14 protein-coding genes are annotated in these 18,144 nt (G+C 53.2%); all 14 read right to left on the minus strand.

Annotated elements, in window-relative coordinates:
* The coding region (locus KG631_RS02020; protein WP_213995008.1) for a branched-chain amino acid aminotransferase at window positions 1-957 on the minus strand (957 nt) is incomplete at its 3' end.
* Window positions 958-986: 29 nt separating this feature from the next.
* Window positions 987-2,426: a metalloprotease TldD gene (gene tldD, locus KG631_RS02025; RefSeq protein ID WP_213995009.1), complete on the minus strand. Its 1,440-nt coding sequence runs from the start codon at window positions 2,424-2,426 to the stop codon at window positions 987-989.
* Window positions 2,426-3,259, minus strand: a complete 834-nt coding sequence (locus KG631_RS02030) for a carbon-nitrogen hydrolase family protein (protein WP_213995010.1) — start codon at window positions 3,257-3,259, stop codon at window positions 2,426-2,428. Before KG631_RS02030 ends, tldD begins: the two co-directional genes overlap by 1 nt.
* Window positions 3,249-6,680, minus strand: coding sequence for a YhdP family protein (locus tag KG631_RS02035; RefSeq protein ID WP_365868051.1), 3,432 nt, complete (start codon window positions 6,678-6,680; stop codon window positions 3,249-3,251). Before KG631_RS02035 ends, KG631_RS02030 begins: the two co-directional genes overlap by 11 nt.
* 466 nt (window positions 6,681-7,146) lie before the next feature.
* On the minus strand, window positions 7,147-8,613 hold the full coding sequence (gene rng / locus KG631_RS02040; protein WP_213995011.1) for a ribonuclease G: 1,467 nt from the start codon (window positions 8,611-8,613) through the stop codon (window positions 7,147-7,149).
* Window positions 8,610-9,182 (minus strand): Maf family protein, encoded by a 573-nt coding sequence (locus KG631_RS02045; protein WP_213995012.1) that lies wholly within the window; start codon window positions 9,180-9,182, stop codon window positions 8,610-8,612. The genes rng and KG631_RS02045 overlap by 4 nt, the downstream gene beginning before the upstream one ends.
* A gap of 32 nt (window positions 9,183-9,214) precedes the next feature.
* A complete protein-coding gene (mreD, locus tag KG631_RS02050; protein WP_213995013.1) occupies window positions 9,215-9,697 on the minus strand; it encodes a rod shape-determining protein MreD in 483 nt (160 codons plus the stop codon).
* Window positions 9,697-10,554 carry a rod shape-determining protein MreC gene (mreC, locus tag KG631_RS02055; protein WP_213995014.1) on the minus strand — a complete coding sequence of 286 codons (858 nt, stop codon included), beginning with the start codon at window positions 10,552-10,554 and terminating at the stop codon, window positions 9,697-9,699. Before mreC ends, mreD begins: the two co-directional genes overlap by 1 nt.
* Before the next feature lie 66 nt (window positions 10,555-10,620).
* On the minus strand, window positions 10,621-11,664 hold the full coding sequence (locus tag KG631_RS02060; RefSeq protein WP_019677307.1) for a rod shape-determining protein: 1,044 nt from the start codon (window positions 11,662-11,664) through the stop codon (window positions 10,621-10,623).
* A gap of 222 nt (window positions 11,665-11,886) precedes the next feature.
* The gene (locus KG631_RS02065; protein ID WP_213995015.1) at window positions 11,887-15,879 is read right to left on the minus strand and encodes a DUF6701 domain-containing protein; all 3,993 of its coding nucleotides are present in this window, start codon (window positions 15,877-15,879) and stop codon (window positions 11,887-11,889) included.
* Window positions 15,876-16,292, minus strand: a complete 417-nt coding sequence (locus tag KG631_RS02070) for a pilus assembly PilX N-terminal domain-containing protein (RefSeq protein ID WP_213995016.1) — start codon at window positions 16,290-16,292, stop codon at window positions 15,876-15,878. The genes KG631_RS02065 and KG631_RS02070 overlap by 4 nt, the downstream gene beginning before the upstream one ends.
* Window positions 16,282-17,106: a type II secretion system protein gene (locus KG631_RS02075; protein ID WP_213995017.1), complete on the minus strand. Its 825-nt coding sequence runs from the start codon at window positions 17,104-17,106 to the stop codon at window positions 16,282-16,284. Before KG631_RS02075 ends, KG631_RS02070 begins: the two co-directional genes overlap by 11 nt.
* Complete coding sequence (locus tag KG631_RS02080) at window positions 17,106-17,672, minus strand: prepilin-type N-terminal cleavage/methylation domain-containing protein (RefSeq protein WP_213995018.1); 567 nt, start codon at window positions 17,670-17,672, stop codon at window positions 17,106-17,108. Before KG631_RS02080 ends, KG631_RS02075 begins: the two co-directional genes overlap by 1 nt.
* Entirely contained in the window at window positions 17,666-18,139 is a 474-nt protein-coding gene (locus KG631_RS02085; protein WP_213995019.1) for a type II secretion system protein, read from the minus strand. The genes KG631_RS02080 and KG631_RS02085 overlap by 7 nt, the downstream gene beginning before the upstream one ends.
* Window positions 18,140-18,144: the final 5 nt, after the last annotated feature.

The raw sequence follows: 18,144 nt of genomic DNA on the forward strand, positions 1-18,144 counted from the left end.
GCCCCACTGAATATCATTCAGCGCCTGGCGCAGTTTTAACGTAGCCGGGCCGGCTTCACCGCTACCCACTTTATGCTCGGTACCATCGGCAATTAAAGTACCTACCGGGGTTAGTACCGCGGCGGTGCCTGACAAAGCCGCTTCAGTACCCGGTTTGGCTGCACGTTCCAGTAACTCAGTAACACTTAGCTCCCGCTCAGATACCGTCATGCCCATATCACGGGCCAGGGTCAGCACTGAATCGCGGGTAACCCCATGCAGGAAGCTGCTGTCCAGCGCCTTGGTAATAATTTCATTGCCGTCAATCAGCAAAAAGTTTGCCGCGCCGGTTTCCTGGACATCACCGCCCGGGCAGAACAGTACCTGATCTGCCTGGACACTGGCCCGCGCTTTTAAAATCGGTTGCAGCGCGCTGGCGTAATTACCACCGCTTTTTACCATGCCCATATGGGCCGCACAGCGGGCGCCATTTTGCTCCAGCAACAACCGTAGCGGCTTGCTGCCACCGGCAAAGTAATCGCCAACCGGCGATAACAGCACATACAACATGGAGCTGGCTGTTGGTGCCGCGGCTTTGCCAATGGCGGCTTCAGTACCAATATGGGTTGGCCGGATATACATTGAGCCTGGCGGCTCGGGTACATCGCTGGCGTACTGACGGACAATATCAATAATCATCTGGCTTAAGGTCGCGGCATCGGGCTGCGGCAGGGATAACAACGCGCTGCTTTGAATTAGGCGGGCGACGTTTTTCTCCATCCGGAATAAATTTATCGAGCCATCGCTGTGTTTAAAAGCCTTTAAACCTTCAAAGCAGGTGCTGGCATAATGCAGCACGTGCGCACCCGGGTGCAGGCTGATACTGTCTGCAGAAACGATCTGTGGGGTGCTCCAGGCGCCCTGTTCAAAACGGGTTAATGCCATCTGTGGCATAAAAACACTACCAAATGCAGCCATTGTTGCTTCCTGTTGTTAATCTTTATTGGTTATTGAGTGCCGCCAACGGTCATGGCGTCCAGCTTCAGGGTTGGCTGGCCAACCCCTACCGGCACGCTCTGGCCCTGTTTACCACAAACGCCCACCCCAGTGTCCAGCGCTAAGTCGTTACCCACCATCGACACCTGCTGCATCGCCGCCGGGCCGTTGCCAATTAAGGTAGCGCCTTTAATCGGGCTGGTGATTTTGCCATCTTCAATTAAATAAGCCTCTGAGGCCGAAAAGACAAATTTACCCGAAGTGATATCCACTTGGCCGCCACCAAAATTCGGGGCGTAAATACCCTTTTTCACACTGGCAATAATTTCCGCCGGATCATGCTCGCCGGCCAGCATATAGGTGTTGGTCATCCGCGGCATTGGCAAATGAGCAAACGACTCGCGCCGGCCATTACCGGTTGGGTTCACGCCCATCAGCATGGCATTATGTTTATCCTGAATGTAGCCTTTGAGGATGCCTTTTTCGATCAGCACGTTGTGCTGACTGGGCACGCCCTCATCATCGACATTAAGCGAGCCGCGCCGATGCGCCAGGGTACCGTCATCAACAATGGTGCATAGTTTGGATGCAACCTGCTGGCCGATTTTACCACTGAAAGTAGAGGAGCCTTTGCGGTTAAAGTCGCCCTCCAGGCCATGGCCAACTGCTTCGTGCAGCAGCACGCCAGGCCAGCCCGAACCCAGCACCACCGGCATGGTACCGGCCGGCGCGTCTATTGCGGTTAAATTAACCTGGGCCATTCGCACCGCATCGCGGGCATATTGCTGCCAGCGCGGCTGGGCATTTACCAGTTCGCTGAAATATAAGTAATCGGTACGGCCACCACCACCGGCACTGCCGCGTTCGCGCCGGCCATCCTGTTCCAGTAGCACTGAACAGTTTAAGCGGACCAGCGGCCGGATATCCGTTGCAAAGGTACCATCGCTGGCCGCGACAAGGACTTCCTCATACACCCCCGACAAGCTGACCATGACCTGTTCGGCCCGGCTGTCAAGGCTGCGGATAAAGGCTTCAATCTGATTAAGCAGTGCTACTTTTTCGGTATTGCTCAGGCTTTGCAGCGGCTCGCATGGCAGGTAAATATTGCTGTTGCCACTGCGGCTGAATGCTTTCACCCGGCCCTGCTGGCCATGGCTGGCAATGCCACGCGCGGCTCCTGCAGCTTGCTGTAACGCTGCAGCGCTAATGGTATCAGCGTAGGCAAAACCGGTTTTTTCACCGCTTATCGCCCGCACACCCACACCACGTTCAATATTAAATGAGCCGTCTTTTACCAGACCATCTTCCAGTACCCAGGATTCATGGACACTGGACTGAAAATATAAATCGGCATAATCGAGCTGATGGCCAAATAAATAGCCAAGGGAGTGCTCCAAATCAGCCATGCTGAGATCTGAGGCGGTAAGTAAATTCTGTTCAACTGCATTCATTATTTCAGCTCACTGTTAAAACGATTATGCTGGTGGACCGGCATTTTCTGGCCGAGTTGCTGGCACTGGCCTATATCAACCAGCGCCGATATCCAGCCGGGACCGGTGCCGGCGTCAGCAAGTATCTCACCCCAGGGGTCGATAATCAGGCTGTGGCCATAGGTTTCGCGACCATTCGCATGCACCCCGGTTTGATTAGCCGCCAGCACAAAACACTGGTTTTCAATGGCCCTGGCTTGTAACAATGTATGCCAGTGGGCCGCACCGGTTGGCCGGGTGAACGCCGATGGTACTGTTAACACTTGCATACCCTGTGCGGCTAACGCCTGCATTAAACCGGGAAAGCGCACATCATAGCATATACTCAGCCCCAGTTTCAGGCTGGGCAATTGACATAAACTGATCTTTTCACCTGGCAAGGTGGTGGCCGACTCGCGATAGCTGCCGGTACTGTCAGCCACGTTGACATCAAACAAATGCAGTTTCTGATAATCAGCCAGCAATTCACCTGCGGGGCTGTATACCAGACAACTCGCGGCAAAACGCTCGGGGTTAGCAGTAGCGGTTGGCTGACTGCCGGCTACCAGGTACACACCAAACTCAATGGCCAGTTGCCGGCAGGCCTGCTGAATTGCACCTTCGCCAATAACGGCCTGATGGGCCAGCTGTAATTTATCGCCGCCGCCAAATACCGCAAAACACTCCGGTAACAACACCAGATGCTGCGCTGATTGGGGCAGTTGTTGCAGGTACTGTTTTACGGCCGCCAGGTTAACCAAAGGCTCCGGGGCGCTGGTTAACTGAATTGCCGATAAGCGCCAGTTAGTCGCCACGGGGTTGTTGCTCCTCTAAATCCATTATGGTCTCGGGCTGGGCTATCCGCACCGGTACCGGCACCTCGGTGCTGTGACGATTCACTTCTGTTACTACCGGCTGCTCAAAGGTACCGGTTACAGTAAAGTTAATCCGCGAGATCACTTCCGCCGACTGAAACACTTCGTCCAGCGCCAGCGCTGCCAGGCCCGTAGCCGGGTTAACCATCCAGGCAATGATCACCGGTAAACTGGAGGTGACTTTGGGCGAGAATGACATTTGATAATCCAGCTCTGAATTAACCAGATCAGCATAGCCCTGAATCGCCAGATTGCCGGGGACGCCATCAATGCTGGTATCACTGGTTTGCACTACCCCCCGATGAATGGCCAGGGCACCGCTCATTTTGTTATAAAAGAAACCTTTGGAGAATACGTCGCGAAAATCCAGCCGTAACTTGCGCACCAGCGAATCGAGACTGAAAATCGAAAATAGCCGGGCGCCCTGATCGCTCACTTCGGTTAGTGCCCCTTCGCCCAGGTTAAACTGCAACTGACCATTGAGTTTTGCCAGCTCAAACTGGGTGGGTGCCGCTGGCCAGTTAAGGTTAAAATTCATCTCAGCCCGGCTGCCACTGATCCCGGTTGTCAGCTGAAACTCATTCAGCAACGCCCCCAGGTTGGGGCTTTGAAAACGACCGCTGAGCTCGGTCACCCCTAACTGTTGATCAGGAAACCAGCTGCCCTGCACTGTCAGCTCATTGCTCTTATAGCGACTGGTAAATTCAGACAATTGCCAGTGGTCACCCTGGCCGCTGGCGGCCAGCTGCAGTTGGCCAAACCGGTAGTTGCCAATTGAGCAATCGTTACATTTTACCGTTAGCGGTGGCAGCGTCAGCAGGCTGGCCTCAAGTTGCGGTAGCAGCTCTTCCGGTGTGACCAGAGCATCTACCTCACCAGATACTGTTTGAAAATTGGACTGGCCCGGGGATTTACCGGGTAATGGCAAATGCAGGTAATCTATGTCAGCTTGTAGCCCCTGCTGCTGCCAGTCGTGACTGAACACCCAACGACTGGCGATTTCAGTGCCATGCAAGCGCAAACGCCAGGCATCCGGTCCCGGCTCCAGTTCAAATACGGTATTGGTCAGCGCGGTGTCCGCGACCAGGCCAAGTTTTGCTATCCTGCCACGCACCCTGCTTAACGGCGGCATCAGCCCGCTGCTATCCTGGCTACGGCTAAACAGCTGTTCACTAAGCAGTTGTTGCCACGGGTGCAGTTCTGCATGAGCGACATCAATATCAATAGTAAAGTGCGGCCCGTTAATCCCCGCATTCTCTGGTCCCAGGCTTAGATTTGCCCGGCGCACCTGAGCATTGGCATGGTCAAGCTCAGCTGTAAAATACAGCTGATCAGCATAGTTCAGTTCGAGCAGTCCCTGCTGACTATTGCCCTCAGCCTCGATAGCAAGATTTGCCGCTGTCGCTGCCGCTTTTTGATAGGGAGCCGGCAGCAGCAATGCTGCATCGCTTAAATCTGCCCTCAGGGTCGAGCTGTAGCTAAAGTCATCATTTTGCAACTGCAATGCTAACGCGAGTTGCCAGTCCAGCTCACCACTGGCTAATGCTGCAGCGTCAGGCCACAGCGCCTGCACCACATTGCTGCTGTCATTGGTTGCCGTAGCAGCGAGGTTAAACTGGTAATGGTCGTTCTGCTGCTGGCCATCGAGGCTGGCCGTTACCGGTAGCTCGCGCCAGTTAAATTTAAGATTCTCTGCATTTACGTCACTATCACGGAAGGTTACCTGACCGGTTAGCTGACGGATGGCCAGCTGCGGCGCGGTTAAATCCAGACTAACGTTGTTAAGCGCTATAGTGCCGCTTGCCTGAACCGCAGGCTGGCGTAAGCCCAGCTGCAGCGCAATATCAGCCCGGGCCGGGCCGGACGGCGCCAGCTGCCGTAACACCTTGCCTAAATTATCACGCAGCGGCGAGGCGTTAATCAGGCCAGTGGCGTCGTCCAGCTGCAAGGCGCTGTCGATGTCGATTGTCAGGTATTTAGCATCAAGCAAGTTAGCAATTTCAGCAGTAACCTTACCCTGAAGCGCCATGCCACCGATAGTGGCGCTGTCGGTGCTGATTTGCATTGCGGCGTTTTCAAACCACAACCGGCTGTTAAGTTGTTCCAGCGAAGGCCACTGCGGATTAAACTGAAAGCTGGCGTCGCTAACGACTGCTTCAACCTGAAATATACCCTCGGCAGCAGCAAAAGGATACTGTGCAGGTCGCCCCTGCCATAACACTGCAGCCTGCTCCAGCTGGCCATCGATGATCGCATTGCTCAAATAATCCCGGGTTTTCTCTGGCAGGTAACGTAGCGGCAGATAGCGCCCGACTTCGCTGGCTCTGGCACCGGTTAATACTGCAAAAAGGCTCAGCTCAGGCTGTTGTTGCAGACGCCATTGCATACTGCCGGCCAGGTTAAAATCGGCCGTGTCGAGTTGCAATGAGGGTAGCTGGATTTGCCAGTCACCAGCGCTGGTTTTTCTGGCCAGCAAGCTAAGCTGCAACTGCTGATAGGGGATAGGCGCACTGAACATAGCGGGCCATTGCAGCTCACTTTGCTGGCCGCCGAGGGTTAAGCCTGCGGCAGTCGGTGCGGCCCAGAACTCGCCGTTCAGGCCGGCTACCCCTGGCAGATCAGTGCTGCTGATTTTAGTCAGGTTGCTTAACTGACCCTGCAGTTGCCAGTTATCCCGGCTTTGCAATTGCCACTGCGCCTGGGTTAGCTCACCCTGCAATTCGGTGGTGGTCAATCGCGCCAGTTGGGGTATTTCATCACTGAGTAACTGACTTAGCGGTGCTAACGCATCCAGTTTTAACTGCTGCAGCTGGCCATGCCAGCCGGGCGATTTTTTATGCAGCTGTACTGTCAGGTCCGGCCATACCGCCTGACCATCAGACAAGGCTAAAGGCCCGGAATAGAGCGACCAGCCTTCTGCAGTAGGATGCCATAACAGCTGGCCCGGCCCCAGTTTCAGCTGATGCGCCTGACCCTGTCGTTGCCAGCTTAAGCTGTTATCCGCCAGCTCAATCTGAAAGCGCTGCAGTTCACCCTTGTCGACCCGGCCCCAGGCCTGAAAGTTGATATCTGCCTGATCCAGACGGCCAGTTTGTGGCAACGACTGTTGAAACCATGGCAAAATATCCAGCTGGCGGCTTTCCAGGAATATCTGACCAAATGCCTGATCTAAGGTAGCGCCATATAAATCGATAATAAAAAGACAGGGTATTGCCGGTGATATCGGCAACCGCAAGCTCACCAATACCCTGATGACGCTCCCCCTCATTGCGCCAATCCAGCTTATGCACCGCAATAACAATATCGTCCTGCCCTCTGCTGTTAACACCAGCTCACTGTCAAGCAAGGTAAAGTGATTCAACTGGCGAAAAAATAATTGTTCCAGGGCGTTAATTGCCGGGGCAGTATCAGTGGCTGAGTCAGTTTGCGGACGATTAAGCAGGTACTGCTGTCAATGGCATAACGCAGGCCTCTGAGTTCAAATGCTCGGCCCGCAGCTGCATGACTGCGCAAACTTTGCCAGAAATCAAAATGCACCTGGGTTTGTTTAATACTAGCTGCACCTCCTGCTGCGGCTTACCTAGCTGCATTTGGTTCAGCACCGTGGCCGGACCAAACTTTTGCCAGCCGGCACTGATTTCGGCTATCTGAACCTCGGTACCCAGCTGGTTGGCAAGCAGATCTTCTCAGATGATGTTTATAACTATCGGCATAGGGCAATGCCAGGCGTAATATTGATACCAGAGTAGCAAGCAGCACCAAGCCTATGGCCAGCAGTAGCCAGATTTTATGTAAACAATAAAAGCAGACCCGGGTTGCTTGTTGCACTACATCATCACCACATCAAATTGCTCCTGCGTATACATCGGCTCACCATAAATAGTTATTTGTTTGCCAATAAAAACCTGTAACTCCGCCAGGCTATGAAACTCGTCGGTAGTCAGGGCGTCTTTCACCACCGGCGACACGTAAACTGCAAATTTATCTGCCGCATAGGCCCGGTTTACCCGGACAATTTCCCGCAAAATTTCAAAACACACTGTCTCGACTGTTTTTAAGGTACCGCGCCCCTTACATACCGGACATTCAGAGCACAGAATATGCTCCAGGCTTTCCCGGGTTCGTTTGCGGGTCATCTCTACCAGGCCCAGCGCCGAGAAGCCATGAATATTAGTTTTTGCCCGATCACGCGACAAGGCCAGCTCCAGGCTGTGATACACCCGGCGTTGATGCTCGGTACTCTGCATGTCGATAAAGTCGATAATAATAATACCGCCCAGATTGCGTAACCGCAGTTGGCGGGCGATGGCCTGCGTCGCCTCGGTATTGGTATTAAATATAGTCTCTTCCAGATTGCGATGGCCAACAAAAGCGCCGGTATTGACATCAATAGTAGTCATCGCCTCAGTCTGGTCAATAATCAGGTAGCCACCGCTTTTCAGCGGTACTTTACGCTCCAGCGCCCGCTGTATTTCATTTTCAACATCAAACATATCGAAGATGGGGCGCTCGCCGGGGTAATATTCCAGCAACGGCGAAATATGCGGCATAAACTCTTCGCAAAATGCCGTAAGTTGCTGAAAGGTAATTTTAGAATCAATCCGCACCCGCTCCAGTTCGCTGCCAACGAAGTCACGTAAAATCCGGTAGCTCAGGGTAAGGTCTTCATAAACCACGCCCTCTTTGCGGGTTTTCTGCTTGCGCTTAACTATCTTGCTCCAGAGCTTTTTTAAAAACTTCGCGTCCTGCACCAGCTCATCACTGCCGGCCCCTTCCGCGGCGGTACGGACAATAAAGCCACCGGTGTCATCCAGACAGTCGCTGACGATATCTTTTAAGCGTTTGCGTTCCGCTTCGCTTTCCAGCCGTTGCGATACGCCAACGTGGTTGGAGTCTGGCATAAACACCAGATAGCGCGAAGGCAGGGTAATGTCGGTAGTTAAGCGGGCCCCTTTGGTACCCAGCGGATCTTTGACCACCTGTACCAGTAAATGCTGACCCTCGCGCACCAGTACCCGGATGTCCTTACTAACGGCGGGCTTAGTGTCCTGCTCATTGCTTTCATTGTGTTGTACTATGTCAGAAGCATGCAAAAAGGCCGCTTTATCCAGGCCAATGTCGACAAAAGCCGCCTGCATGCCGGGCAATACCCGGCTGACTTTACCCACATAAATATTGCCAACCAGACCCAGTTTGGCCTGGCGCTCGATATGTAACTCCTGTAGCACCCCATTTTCGATCAGGGCCACCCGGGTTTCTGTGGGCGTAACGTTTAACAGTAGTTCTGCACTCATGCCTGCTCCTGCCAGTTACGTAATAAACGATCCGTTTCGCACAATGGTAAACCGACCACAGCGCTGTAGCTGCCACTGATATGGCTGACAAAACGCCCGCCCTGGCCCTGAATGCCATAGCCACCCGCCTTATCCCGTGGTTCACCCGTTTGCCAGTAAGCGGCGATATCGGCAGTACTAAGCTGCCGGAAACACACTTCGGTGCTGACGCAGCAGCCATTACTGCTGTGCTGCCCAACTAACGCCACGGCAGTCATAACCTGATGGCAACGCCCGGACAGCAGTTGCATCATCCGGCTGAAGTCGGCCTGATCGACCGGCTTACCTAAAATATGCTGGTCCACCACCACAATAGTATCTGCGCCCAAAACCGGCACTGAGAATTTTAGTTTTTCAGCGCCAGCCTGTGCCTTGGCGTGGGCCAGTCTGGTAACGTAAACCTGTGGGCTTTCATTACCCTGGCGGCGCTCATCGACATCAACCTGCACCAGGCTGAACGGTACAGCAATTTGCTGCAGCAATTCACGACGCCGGGGTGAAGCAGATGCAAGTGCAATTTCTGGATACATTAGTTAGGGTCTTCGTCGGGTTGAAACGTCAATTATTGGATCTTAAACTGCCTTCGGTAGCGTCTTAACAACCAGAATAACCAGGGCCAGACCAACATGCCCGTTAATACCGGCCACAAATAAGCGGGCAAAAAGTATACTCCGGTTAAAAAGTGACTGAGCCAGAACAGCAGTAAATGATACAACGCTAAAAACAGGCCTATCAGTAAGGCTTGCTGAATGACCGAAAAGTTCCTGATCTTTAAATAGTTAACGGCGACAATAAAAGTAACGACTGAAAATGCCAGGGCATTAACTCCTAATACAGTGCCAACCAGCACATCAGTTAAAAACCCCAGCACAAAGGCGGTAAGAATATTGACCCGTCCCGGCAACGCCATCGTCCAGTAGAGTACCACCAATAAAGCCCAGTCTGGCCGGAATAACTTTACCTGTTGCGGCATTGGCATAACTGTTAGCAGCAACGCCACCAGCAGAGATAAATAGATAAACCCAAGCCCCCCGTTTCTGCGCATTAGTTTGGCTCCTCGGCATCCAGCACATCTTCTAGCCGGGCACCTGGCCATAACAACAGTACATGACGAATTCTATCCAGTTGCGCATAAGGTTTGGCGTAAACAGTCATAAAAGGCTGACTTTCATCTTGCTGCACCCGGCTGACTTCGGCTACCGGATAACCCTCGGGAAATAACCCATCCAGCCCTGAGGTCAGCAGGCGGTCGCCCACCCGGATATCGGCGCTTTGCGGTAAGTGAATCACCCGCAGCAAATCCCATTGGCCAAGGCCCTCGGCCACCGTACGAATGCCGGTGCGTTCTGCCCGGACCGAAATAGCATGGGTATTATCTGAGATAAGCAGCGCCCGGCTGCTGGTTGGCCCGACACTAACAATCTGGCCGACCACACCGCGCTCATCGATTAACGGCTGATGCTCAGTTACACCGTCATTTTTACCTTTATTCAATACAACCTGATGGCTGAACGGATGGCTGTATACGGCAAGAATTTCCGCCACCAGGCGCTGCCCATCGGCTAGCGGTGCAGACCCCAGCAGTGCCCGCAACTTGCTGTTTTCCTGCTGCAGATAACCCAATAGCTGCAACTGGCCGTTCTGGCGCAGCAGGGTTTCTTTCAGGCGGGCATTTTCATCCAGCAGACGCTGGTGTGACATAAATTGCTCGGTAGCGCCGGAAAGCAGGGTTTCCGGCAAACTGGCAATATAAAACAACGGGCTGACCGCTGAAGTAAGAAAACTGCGAAGCTGGGTAGAACGCTCAGTGTAGCGGTCTACCACCATTAAACCGACACTGCAAAGCACTGCCAGTAACAGACGTAGTCCTAACAACGGGCCCCGGCTGAAAATAGCGTTCATAACTTAACTATTCTGGTAAGAGCCCAATCTTTAGTAAGAGCACTATCACTTAGGGTAAGCGTGCTGTCACTCATAACTGAATACATCACCACCATGCATATCAATCATCTCCAGCGCTTTACCACCGCCACGGGCAACACAGGTTAACGGGTCATCGGCTACGACGACCGGAATACCGGTTTCTTCCATCAGCAAACGGTCCAGGTCACGTAACAAGGCGCCACCACCGGTTAACACCATACCGCGCTCAGAAATATCTGACGCCAGCTCTGGTGGTGCCTGCTCCAGCGCTACCATTACCGCGCTGACAATGCCGGCCAGTGGCTCCTGCAAAGCCTCCAGAATTTCGTTGCTGGTCATGGTGAAGCTACGTGGTACCCCTTCGGCCAGGTTACGGCCGCGAACTTCAATTTCCAATACGTCATCGCTTGGATACGCAGAACCAATTTCTGTTTTAATCCGCTCGGCGGTTGCTTCGCCAATTAAAATGCCGTAGTTACGGCGAATATAGTTAACAATGGCATCGTCGAATTTATCCCCACCGATACGCACTGAAGATGAATAAACCACGCCATTTAACGAAATAATCGCAACTTCAGTGGTACCGCCACCAATGTCCACCACCATAGAGCCGGTTGCTTCCGACACGGGCAGGCCGGCACCGATAGCGGCGGCCATGGGTTCATCTATCAGATACACTTCACGGGCACCAGCACCTTGCGCCGACTCACGAATGGCGCGGCGCTCGACCTGAGTTGAACCACAAGGTACACATACCAACACCCGCGGGCTGGGGCGTAAAAAACTGTTGCTGTGCGCCTGGCGGATAAAGTGCTGCAGCATTTTTTCTGTTACATAGAAATCGGCGATGACACCATCTTTCATTGGCCGGATAGCTTTAATATTACCCGGGGTGCGGCCCAGCATCCGTTTTGCGGCATGGCCGACTGCCGCGACACTTTTCGGGCCACCGGCACGTTCCTGCCGAATGGCAACCACTGACGGTTCGTTCAGCACAATGCCCTGATCTTTCACGTAAATCAGAGTATTTGCCGTACCTAAATCGATAGATAAATCGTTTGAAAAGAGGCCACGCAATTTATTAAACATGTAGACGCCAGATCCTATTAACAAGTACTCCGCAAGCAGAGGCACCATTGGCGGGCACACTGCATCGATACACCGGAGTTAAAATCAGTTACTCAGGCTATTCTAAGTAAGTCTATGCCAAGAAAATAGCCTTTTGTGACATTTTTCAGAAATTAATCAGCCTTAGCGCGCTATGTGGCGGCGTAGCCAGTGCTTACTTAGCAAAGCGTCGGCGGTTAATGGCTAAAAGCGTTCGTGCCAGTAGATTTGCCGCGGGTTGCCACGATAGCGACCAAAGATAAACTCAGCCAGCGGCGAGTTATTATAGTTGCCATCGTCATTCCAGTCATATTGCAGCCAAACCGGTACCTGATAGGTCGCCCCCACTACCCCTGGTTCGTCCGGGGCTAGCAGTAATAAGCCGTCGGTTGGCGTTTTGCCACTGCTCAGCGCAGCCGCATTGGCGACGGCGCTGGTCAGAGTACTGCTTAAATTCAAACTGGCAGCGCTGATAACACTGCAACTATCTGCACTGTTGCCGGTAAACCGGCTGCCGTCCCAGTACTCAGCAGTTAAATTAACCGGTAAGTCGTCAAATTCGGGGCCAAAACCATTGGCCATTTGCATCCGGCCATAGCGGATATCCGTCAGCAGCAGCGCCGCAGCATTGCAGCTATTGTCCGCCGCACAATCGATATTACTGACGTTGGTGTCCGGGTTGGCAACCAGGCTGCCATCGGCGTCAATAACATTTAGCGCCACAGTAAGCTCGGAATAAGGGCCGTCAGCTGCGCCGCCAGGCTGGCGGTTAATTCGCAGCTCAGTGGTGCTGAACGATTGACGGCCCTCGGTCCAGTTTCCAAAGCCACTGCTACTGATTCGGCCAGTCAAATCGATAGCATCGTCCGCATTTTCTGCCTGCAATAATAAGCTGGTATTGGCAAAATCACCGTAGTAATTCCGGGTACGCTGCCCCAGTGCATTGCGTGCCGTTAAGGTGAAGCCCAGGGCAAAGGGTTGCTGCATATAGCTGAAGCTGCCGCAGGCCGGGCTGCTGCTGATATCGCTGACAGCAAAGTCGGCTGGCACAAACCGACCACTCGGTTGGCCAGTACCCGCCGGCACCGGGTCGGTCATGGTTAAGTAATTGACCGGCGCAGTATTAAATCTGAACACCCCGACTTCTGCTACGCTTTGTTCAATTACGGTTTGGCTGTTAACAGCACGTTGATGCCTGTAACTGAGCTGCCCCAGGGTTCCGGGCTCACCGGCTGGCGCAATCAGGGTATGATTAAGGCCAATATCAGCCTGCTGAAAGTTCGGGGTTACCGGGTTAGCACAAATATCAGTACTGCCCTCCTGCCAGGCATGGGCACTGATCGTCAGCGGGAACGACTCTGCGGCCAGCTTAAACACCGGGCAACTGGCATCGGCTGCCGGGCAATGGCCCTCATTGCTGATACATAAGCCTGCCGGGCGGCGGATAAATTGATCGCTGCCATTGAGTACCAGCCCGCTATCGTCATTGGCAGCACTGCCACTGTAACGGGCATTGAGCTGCACCTGACCGGCATCGGCATAATTAACACTGATAAGCGCCTCGCCGTTTTCGTCAAAATCAAGCAGCAACGGAGTAGAACTGCCCTCAGTAACCCCAATATTACTGCCGTTAACCTGCAGCGGTAGCGATGCTGGCCGTTCTGCTGGCCCGGGGTCAATATAACTGCTCCAGAAGCCGACATTGCGGCTGACATCGGCAAACTGCGGCACACACTGCTGGCTGACATCGCTTTGTCTTACTGCCGCCACCATGATATCCGTTGCCGGCTGATTGGCAATACCATCAGCCACACTAAATACCAGGCCGGCACTGGCAAAATTGATATTACAGGCCGCGGTGGTTAACGGGCCGCTGCCAGCACGGCATAAAGTCTGGCTCAGTGGCCGGGTGCCGGGTACCGAACCACTGACCCCTACCAGGGTATTGCCGGCTGCATTGCGCCGTAAATCAACAGTAGTAGTACCACCGGCAAAATTGATTACATTGCCCCCCACCCAGCCCCCGCTGGCAACAGTGGCGGGGCTTAAGGTCGCCGTTACCGGCTCGGTGACAAGCTGGCTGCAATCCGCATTAGCGCAGGCCCGCACCGTTAAGGTTTCCGGCTTGCAGGTTAACGCCTGACCGCTGTGATCAAATTCAAAATGATCAATTTGCTGGCCGACCGGCGACGAGCGCAAGGCACAAATACTGATGTTATCAAGCTCATGGATATTGGTCGAGCCGCCGGTTGAACCGGTCAGCGACAAAAAGAAGTTTTCCGGAGTGGCAGCTTGGCTTGGTTCGCTGCGAACATCAAATGGTGCAATCAGGGTAATAAAACCTGTACCATGATCCCGTTCAACAGATACCAACGTAGTGTCGGCAGCTCTGGAGTCAACGGTAAAGCGATAACGGTGCGGGCTTGCCGCATTGCCATCTACCCTGGGGCTCAGGCAACCACCAGCCGGATTGGTTGCGCCATTATTACAGGTACCACGCAAATAACGATAACCTGTGGTGCCCTCACCTGACCCTCTTACCACCACACTCTGTTGCCTGCGGCCTGGACCACCAGGACCACCCTCTCTTGAAAAGTTACCAAACTCGTCCAGGCCAAAGCCTAACCAGCCGCCGGCAAACCCCGGAATACCGGGCTTATAACCATAACCCAGTGGCCCGCCAAAGGCACCGGGCTGAGGCGTTACTGTTGCATCAGATAACACTACTGCCAGACCATCAGCACCACTGCCACCATAGGCCCAGTAATCAAATTCAATAACGACCAGATTGTTTTCAGCGGGATACAAGCGCTGAAAAGTTGCTGACGTTGCCTGATTGGTGACAGCCTGGGTCATTCGCAGCCGGCCGTCAACAATACCTGGCGTAAAGGTTCCCCGACTGCTGGCTGTTACCCAGTCCGCCAGATCATCGGCAAAATCGTCGGCCAGGCATTGCAAGGGCTCAGCCGGACAAAGCCGGACCGTACCATCAGCATCCCGCTGCTCACTTTGCTGCTGATATAACTGCTGCACCTGGCTGGCATTCAGTACCCGATCATAAACCTGCACTTCATCCAGGGCAGCTGTTAACAAGTTAACGTCAGTACCATCGGTATGCAACACCCGGCCCAGATCATTAAAAGGCGTAGTGACGATACCCTGCTGAGATGCAAGGGTGCCGCTGTTATCCAGCTCACCATCAATAAAAATCTGAAACGCGCCGCTACTGGCGTTGCGGGTCAGCACCACATGCCGGTACTCACCATTATTAATCGCTACCGTTGATTTGGTTGCTGCGAAGTCATTACCCTTAGTCAGGCCAATCCGGCCACTGGCATCCAGCCAGCCCCAGAAAATATCGTTGGTGCCGCCAGTTTGTTCAACACCTGCCACCGCGGGCGCCTGCCAGCCGGTATTATTGCCGCTGGCCGTGGTGTTAATCCAAAAGCTGAGCGAGGCAGTGCCGCCCAACACTGATAAGTCATCCAGACTGATATAACCGTTACCAGTGAAGTCACTGGCCCGGCAAATCTGCCCTTCACCAATAGTTGTCGTATTAATTGCCTGTCCGTTATTACTGCCAATACTGTCGGCAACTTCGTCTGTGCTGCCATCCCAGTTGTATTGGTCAAAGCGGTATTCGGCCATTGGCAGCAAAGTCGGGGCGCCGCACAATACGCCAGCTTGCAACTGACTGATAGCGTCCGGCTGGTAATTAATAACTACATTATTACCCCCGGTTATCGAGCCTTTGGTTGTGAGAGCACCGGTTATTTCTGTGTTGGCACTGTTACCAAGAGTCACTGTTTTACCGGCTAAAATAAATCCACTGATTTTGGCATTGTTTTCAAGCGTCAATGTTCCGGTAACAATCAAGATTAAATTCGCTGGTGTATTACCCCAGTTAATGAGTGTACGCCCCGCTATGGTTAAGTTGCCGTCGACAAAAATTCTGGTTGTCGTTGATGTCGTCGTGATATCGTTTGACCATCGACCACTGGCAAGCTGATAGTCACCACTAACAAGGGGCTGCGAGGCCACCTCAGATGTTAAGTCGATGGGATTAACCGGGTCAAAGTTAACAACCGTTGGTACATCTGAATCCGATTTAAGTCCCTGCGTCCATATATCACTGCAATCAATCGCCATGGCCTGTGCGCTAAATAACAATATCAAGCTTGCTAACAACCACCTCATTGCCTGACCTCCAGTTCAATGCTTCTACTGGTAATAAATTCATTGGCATTACAACTGGCGGTGCTTTGCAGTTGGTAAAGCTGACTTAGTTGCGGGCTGGCAATGGCCTGGGCGGTACATTGCACCTGCGCTTCGCAGCCGGTTAACCCGGCCGTGGCAAAATTAAAGGTCCAGTTGCTGCAATTAGCAGTGCCGCTGCGCGGAAATAATTCGGTTAACGCTAGTTCCATGCCGCTTTGCGCCGCAAACAAGGCCCGGGTGCCCTGTACTTCGTATACGACACTGTCGCTGCTGCTTAATAAAATACGGGACAAGGCCAGCACTATCGCCAGCATCACCACGATAATAAATACCGCCACCACCAGCGCGCTGCCTTGTTGCGATGTTTTAGTTGACGCCAGTTTAAGGGACATTGGGAATATGTACCTCATAGTTAAAAAACATATCACTGGCCGGGCTCTGGCCAAACTGCAGCAATAAATTAACCACGCTGTTACGGGTTAACACCGCGTCGTTTACGGCAAAACGGACCTGCTGCACATCGCTGGCCATTAAGGCCGCACTGCCAACAGGAGGCAATGGCTGGGCTGCATTATAACTGTAATCGCTATAGCGGCGAATACTGCCATCTACCCCGTTAAAGCAGTAACTAACCGGGCTTTCGGCCAGCAGGTAAAACCGCTTTTCGGGCGAGTCTAACGGGAAACTATGGCTACTGCTCAGCTGCACGGTGCGGGTGGCACTATTGCCATCGCCATCGTCCGGCTCGTTGCCGCTAAGGGTGATAGTGCTGCCAGTGGTGCCATATATATCGGCCAGCTCGCGCGGGTAAATAGTAAATGGCAGGTTCAGATAGTCACTCTGCCAGTTCAGCATCGCCAGTTGCAATTCGTTGCCGGCGTCCGGCGCTACCGGCGCCTGTAAATACACGCCACTGGCAACAATAGGCGCAAATTCTATACAGCGCAGTAAGGCAGCATCGTTGGTCCGGATACTGTTCGGGGCGGCATTTCGTAATTCCCGCTGTAAGCGCTCGGCAACAAAGCGGCTTTGGTTCAGCACCTGCTCGCGTTCTGTCGCGTCGCTGTACATGGTGGCGCCCAGACCAATATAGCTGCTAACCCCCAGTGCCAGCACCGACAACAGCACGATAACAATGGTGAGCTCAATCAGGGTAAATCCGCCCGGCTTTTTTGCAGACAGACATTGCGGTGTTGTTTGCCACATTACCAGTTCCCCTTATAGCTGCTAAATTGCAACTCGCTACCGGTTGGGGTGCGGACTGTTACAGTAATCACTTTTACCTGATCGGCCGCCAGGCTGATACCGCTGATTTCCGAAGCAGTGGCATAACTGACGCTGACGCTGAGTTGATAATTGCGATACACATCAGCCAGGTCTTCGGCCAGAATATTGGTTAGTAACGACCCATTGACGGTAAAGTTATCAAAGTCGTCTACATCATTAAAACGCAGCCGGTTATCAGCAGCGGTTTCACCGGCATCGGCCGGCCAGCTGCCATCGCCGTTCTGCACGGTGCAGGCCGGCGCGCCACTTTCCCCGCAGCGCAACACACTGCCGCTGCGCGGGCTTTGCTGATCAAAAGAGCGGGCCATAATATCGTTCAGCATGCTCTGGCCCAGCTCAGTGGCCCGCACCTGATGCCAGGGATCGGTACTTTTAATGTATAGCGGCCCTAATACGGCCGTCACCAGGCTAAGTGCGATAGCCAGCACCACTATGCCGATAATCAGCTCTATCAGGCTAATGCCCCGTTGGCGCCAGGCTAACATCGGTGAATATACCCTTCATACTCAATACAGATGGCAAGGTTAACGCTACCCAGGACATTGACCCGGCAGACGCTGTTACAGCTACGCACACCGGATGCGGTTATCGGCTGGCCCAGATTATTAAAATAAAGGTCGTTATTAAAGGAGCCAGGCAGCAGCCGGATACTGCTGCGGTCACGTTCACTGATACATAATGCGGTAGCGGTGTTGGCGCAATCATCAATTCCAGCCGGGTTAATACTGAAACTGCCTAGCCGGAAGCCCGCGGGTGGGCAATTGGTGCATTGCATGGCCTGCATTTGCTGGCGCTGAATTAAACTAAACGCCTGGTCGCGGTATAAATATTCGTTAGTGCCACCGCCAGAAAAAAAGCGTGGTAGCAGAGTGACTGCTAACACGCCTATAATAACCAGCACCACAATAAGCTCTATTAAGGTAAAGCCAAGGTGACGCTGGAATTTGTTCATTACAA

Source organism: Arsukibacterium sp., assembly GCF_018402695.1.
GTDB lineage: Bacteria > Pseudomonadota > Gammaproteobacteria > Enterobacterales > Alteromonadaceae > Alishewanella.

Excerpts from the sequence above, each read along its gene's own strand:
- KG631_RS02080 (WP_213995018.1), bottom strand. The coding sequence starts at position 17,672 with ATGTTAGCCTGGCGCCAACGGGGCATTAGCCTGATAGAGCTGATTATC.
- KG631_RS02065 (WP_213995015.1), bottom strand. The coding sequence starts at position 15,879 with ATGAGGTGGTTGTTAGCAAGCTTGATATTGTTATTTAGCGCACAGGCC.
- KG631_RS02085 (WP_213995019.1), bottom strand. The coding sequence starts at position 18,139 with ATGAACAAATTCCAGCGTCACCTTGGCTTTACCTTAATAGAGCTTATT.
- KG631_RS02075 (WP_213995017.1), bottom strand. The coding sequence starts at position 17,106 with ATGTGGCAAACAACACCGCAATGTCTGTCTGCAAAAAAGCCGGGCGGA.
- KG631_RS02060 (WP_019677307.1), bottom strand. The coding sequence starts at position 11,664 with ATGTTTAATAAATTGCGTGGCCTCTTTTCAAACGATTTATCTATCGAT.
- tldD (WP_213995009.1), bottom strand. The coding sequence starts at position 2,426 with ATGAATGCAGTTGAACAGAATTTACTTACCGCCTCAGATCTCAGCATG.
- KG631_RS02045 (WP_213995012.1), bottom strand. The coding sequence starts at position 9,182 with ATGTATCCAGAAATTGCACTTGCATCTGCTTCACCCCGGCGTCGTGAA.
- rng (WP_213995011.1), bottom strand. The coding sequence starts at position 8,613 with ATGAGTGCAGAACTACTGTTAAACGTTACGCCCACAGAAACCCGGGTG.
- mreC (WP_213995014.1), bottom strand. The coding sequence starts at position 10,554 with ATGAACGCTATTTTCAGCCGGGGCCCGTTGTTAGGACTACGTCTGTTA.
- mreD (WP_213995013.1), bottom strand. The coding sequence starts at position 9,697 with ATGCGCAGAAACGGGGGGCTTGGGTTTATCTATTTATCTCTGCTGGTG.
- KG631_RS02070 (WP_213995016.1), bottom strand. The coding sequence starts at position 16,292 with ATGTCCCTTAAACTGGCGTCAACTAAAACATCGCAACAAGGCAGCGCG.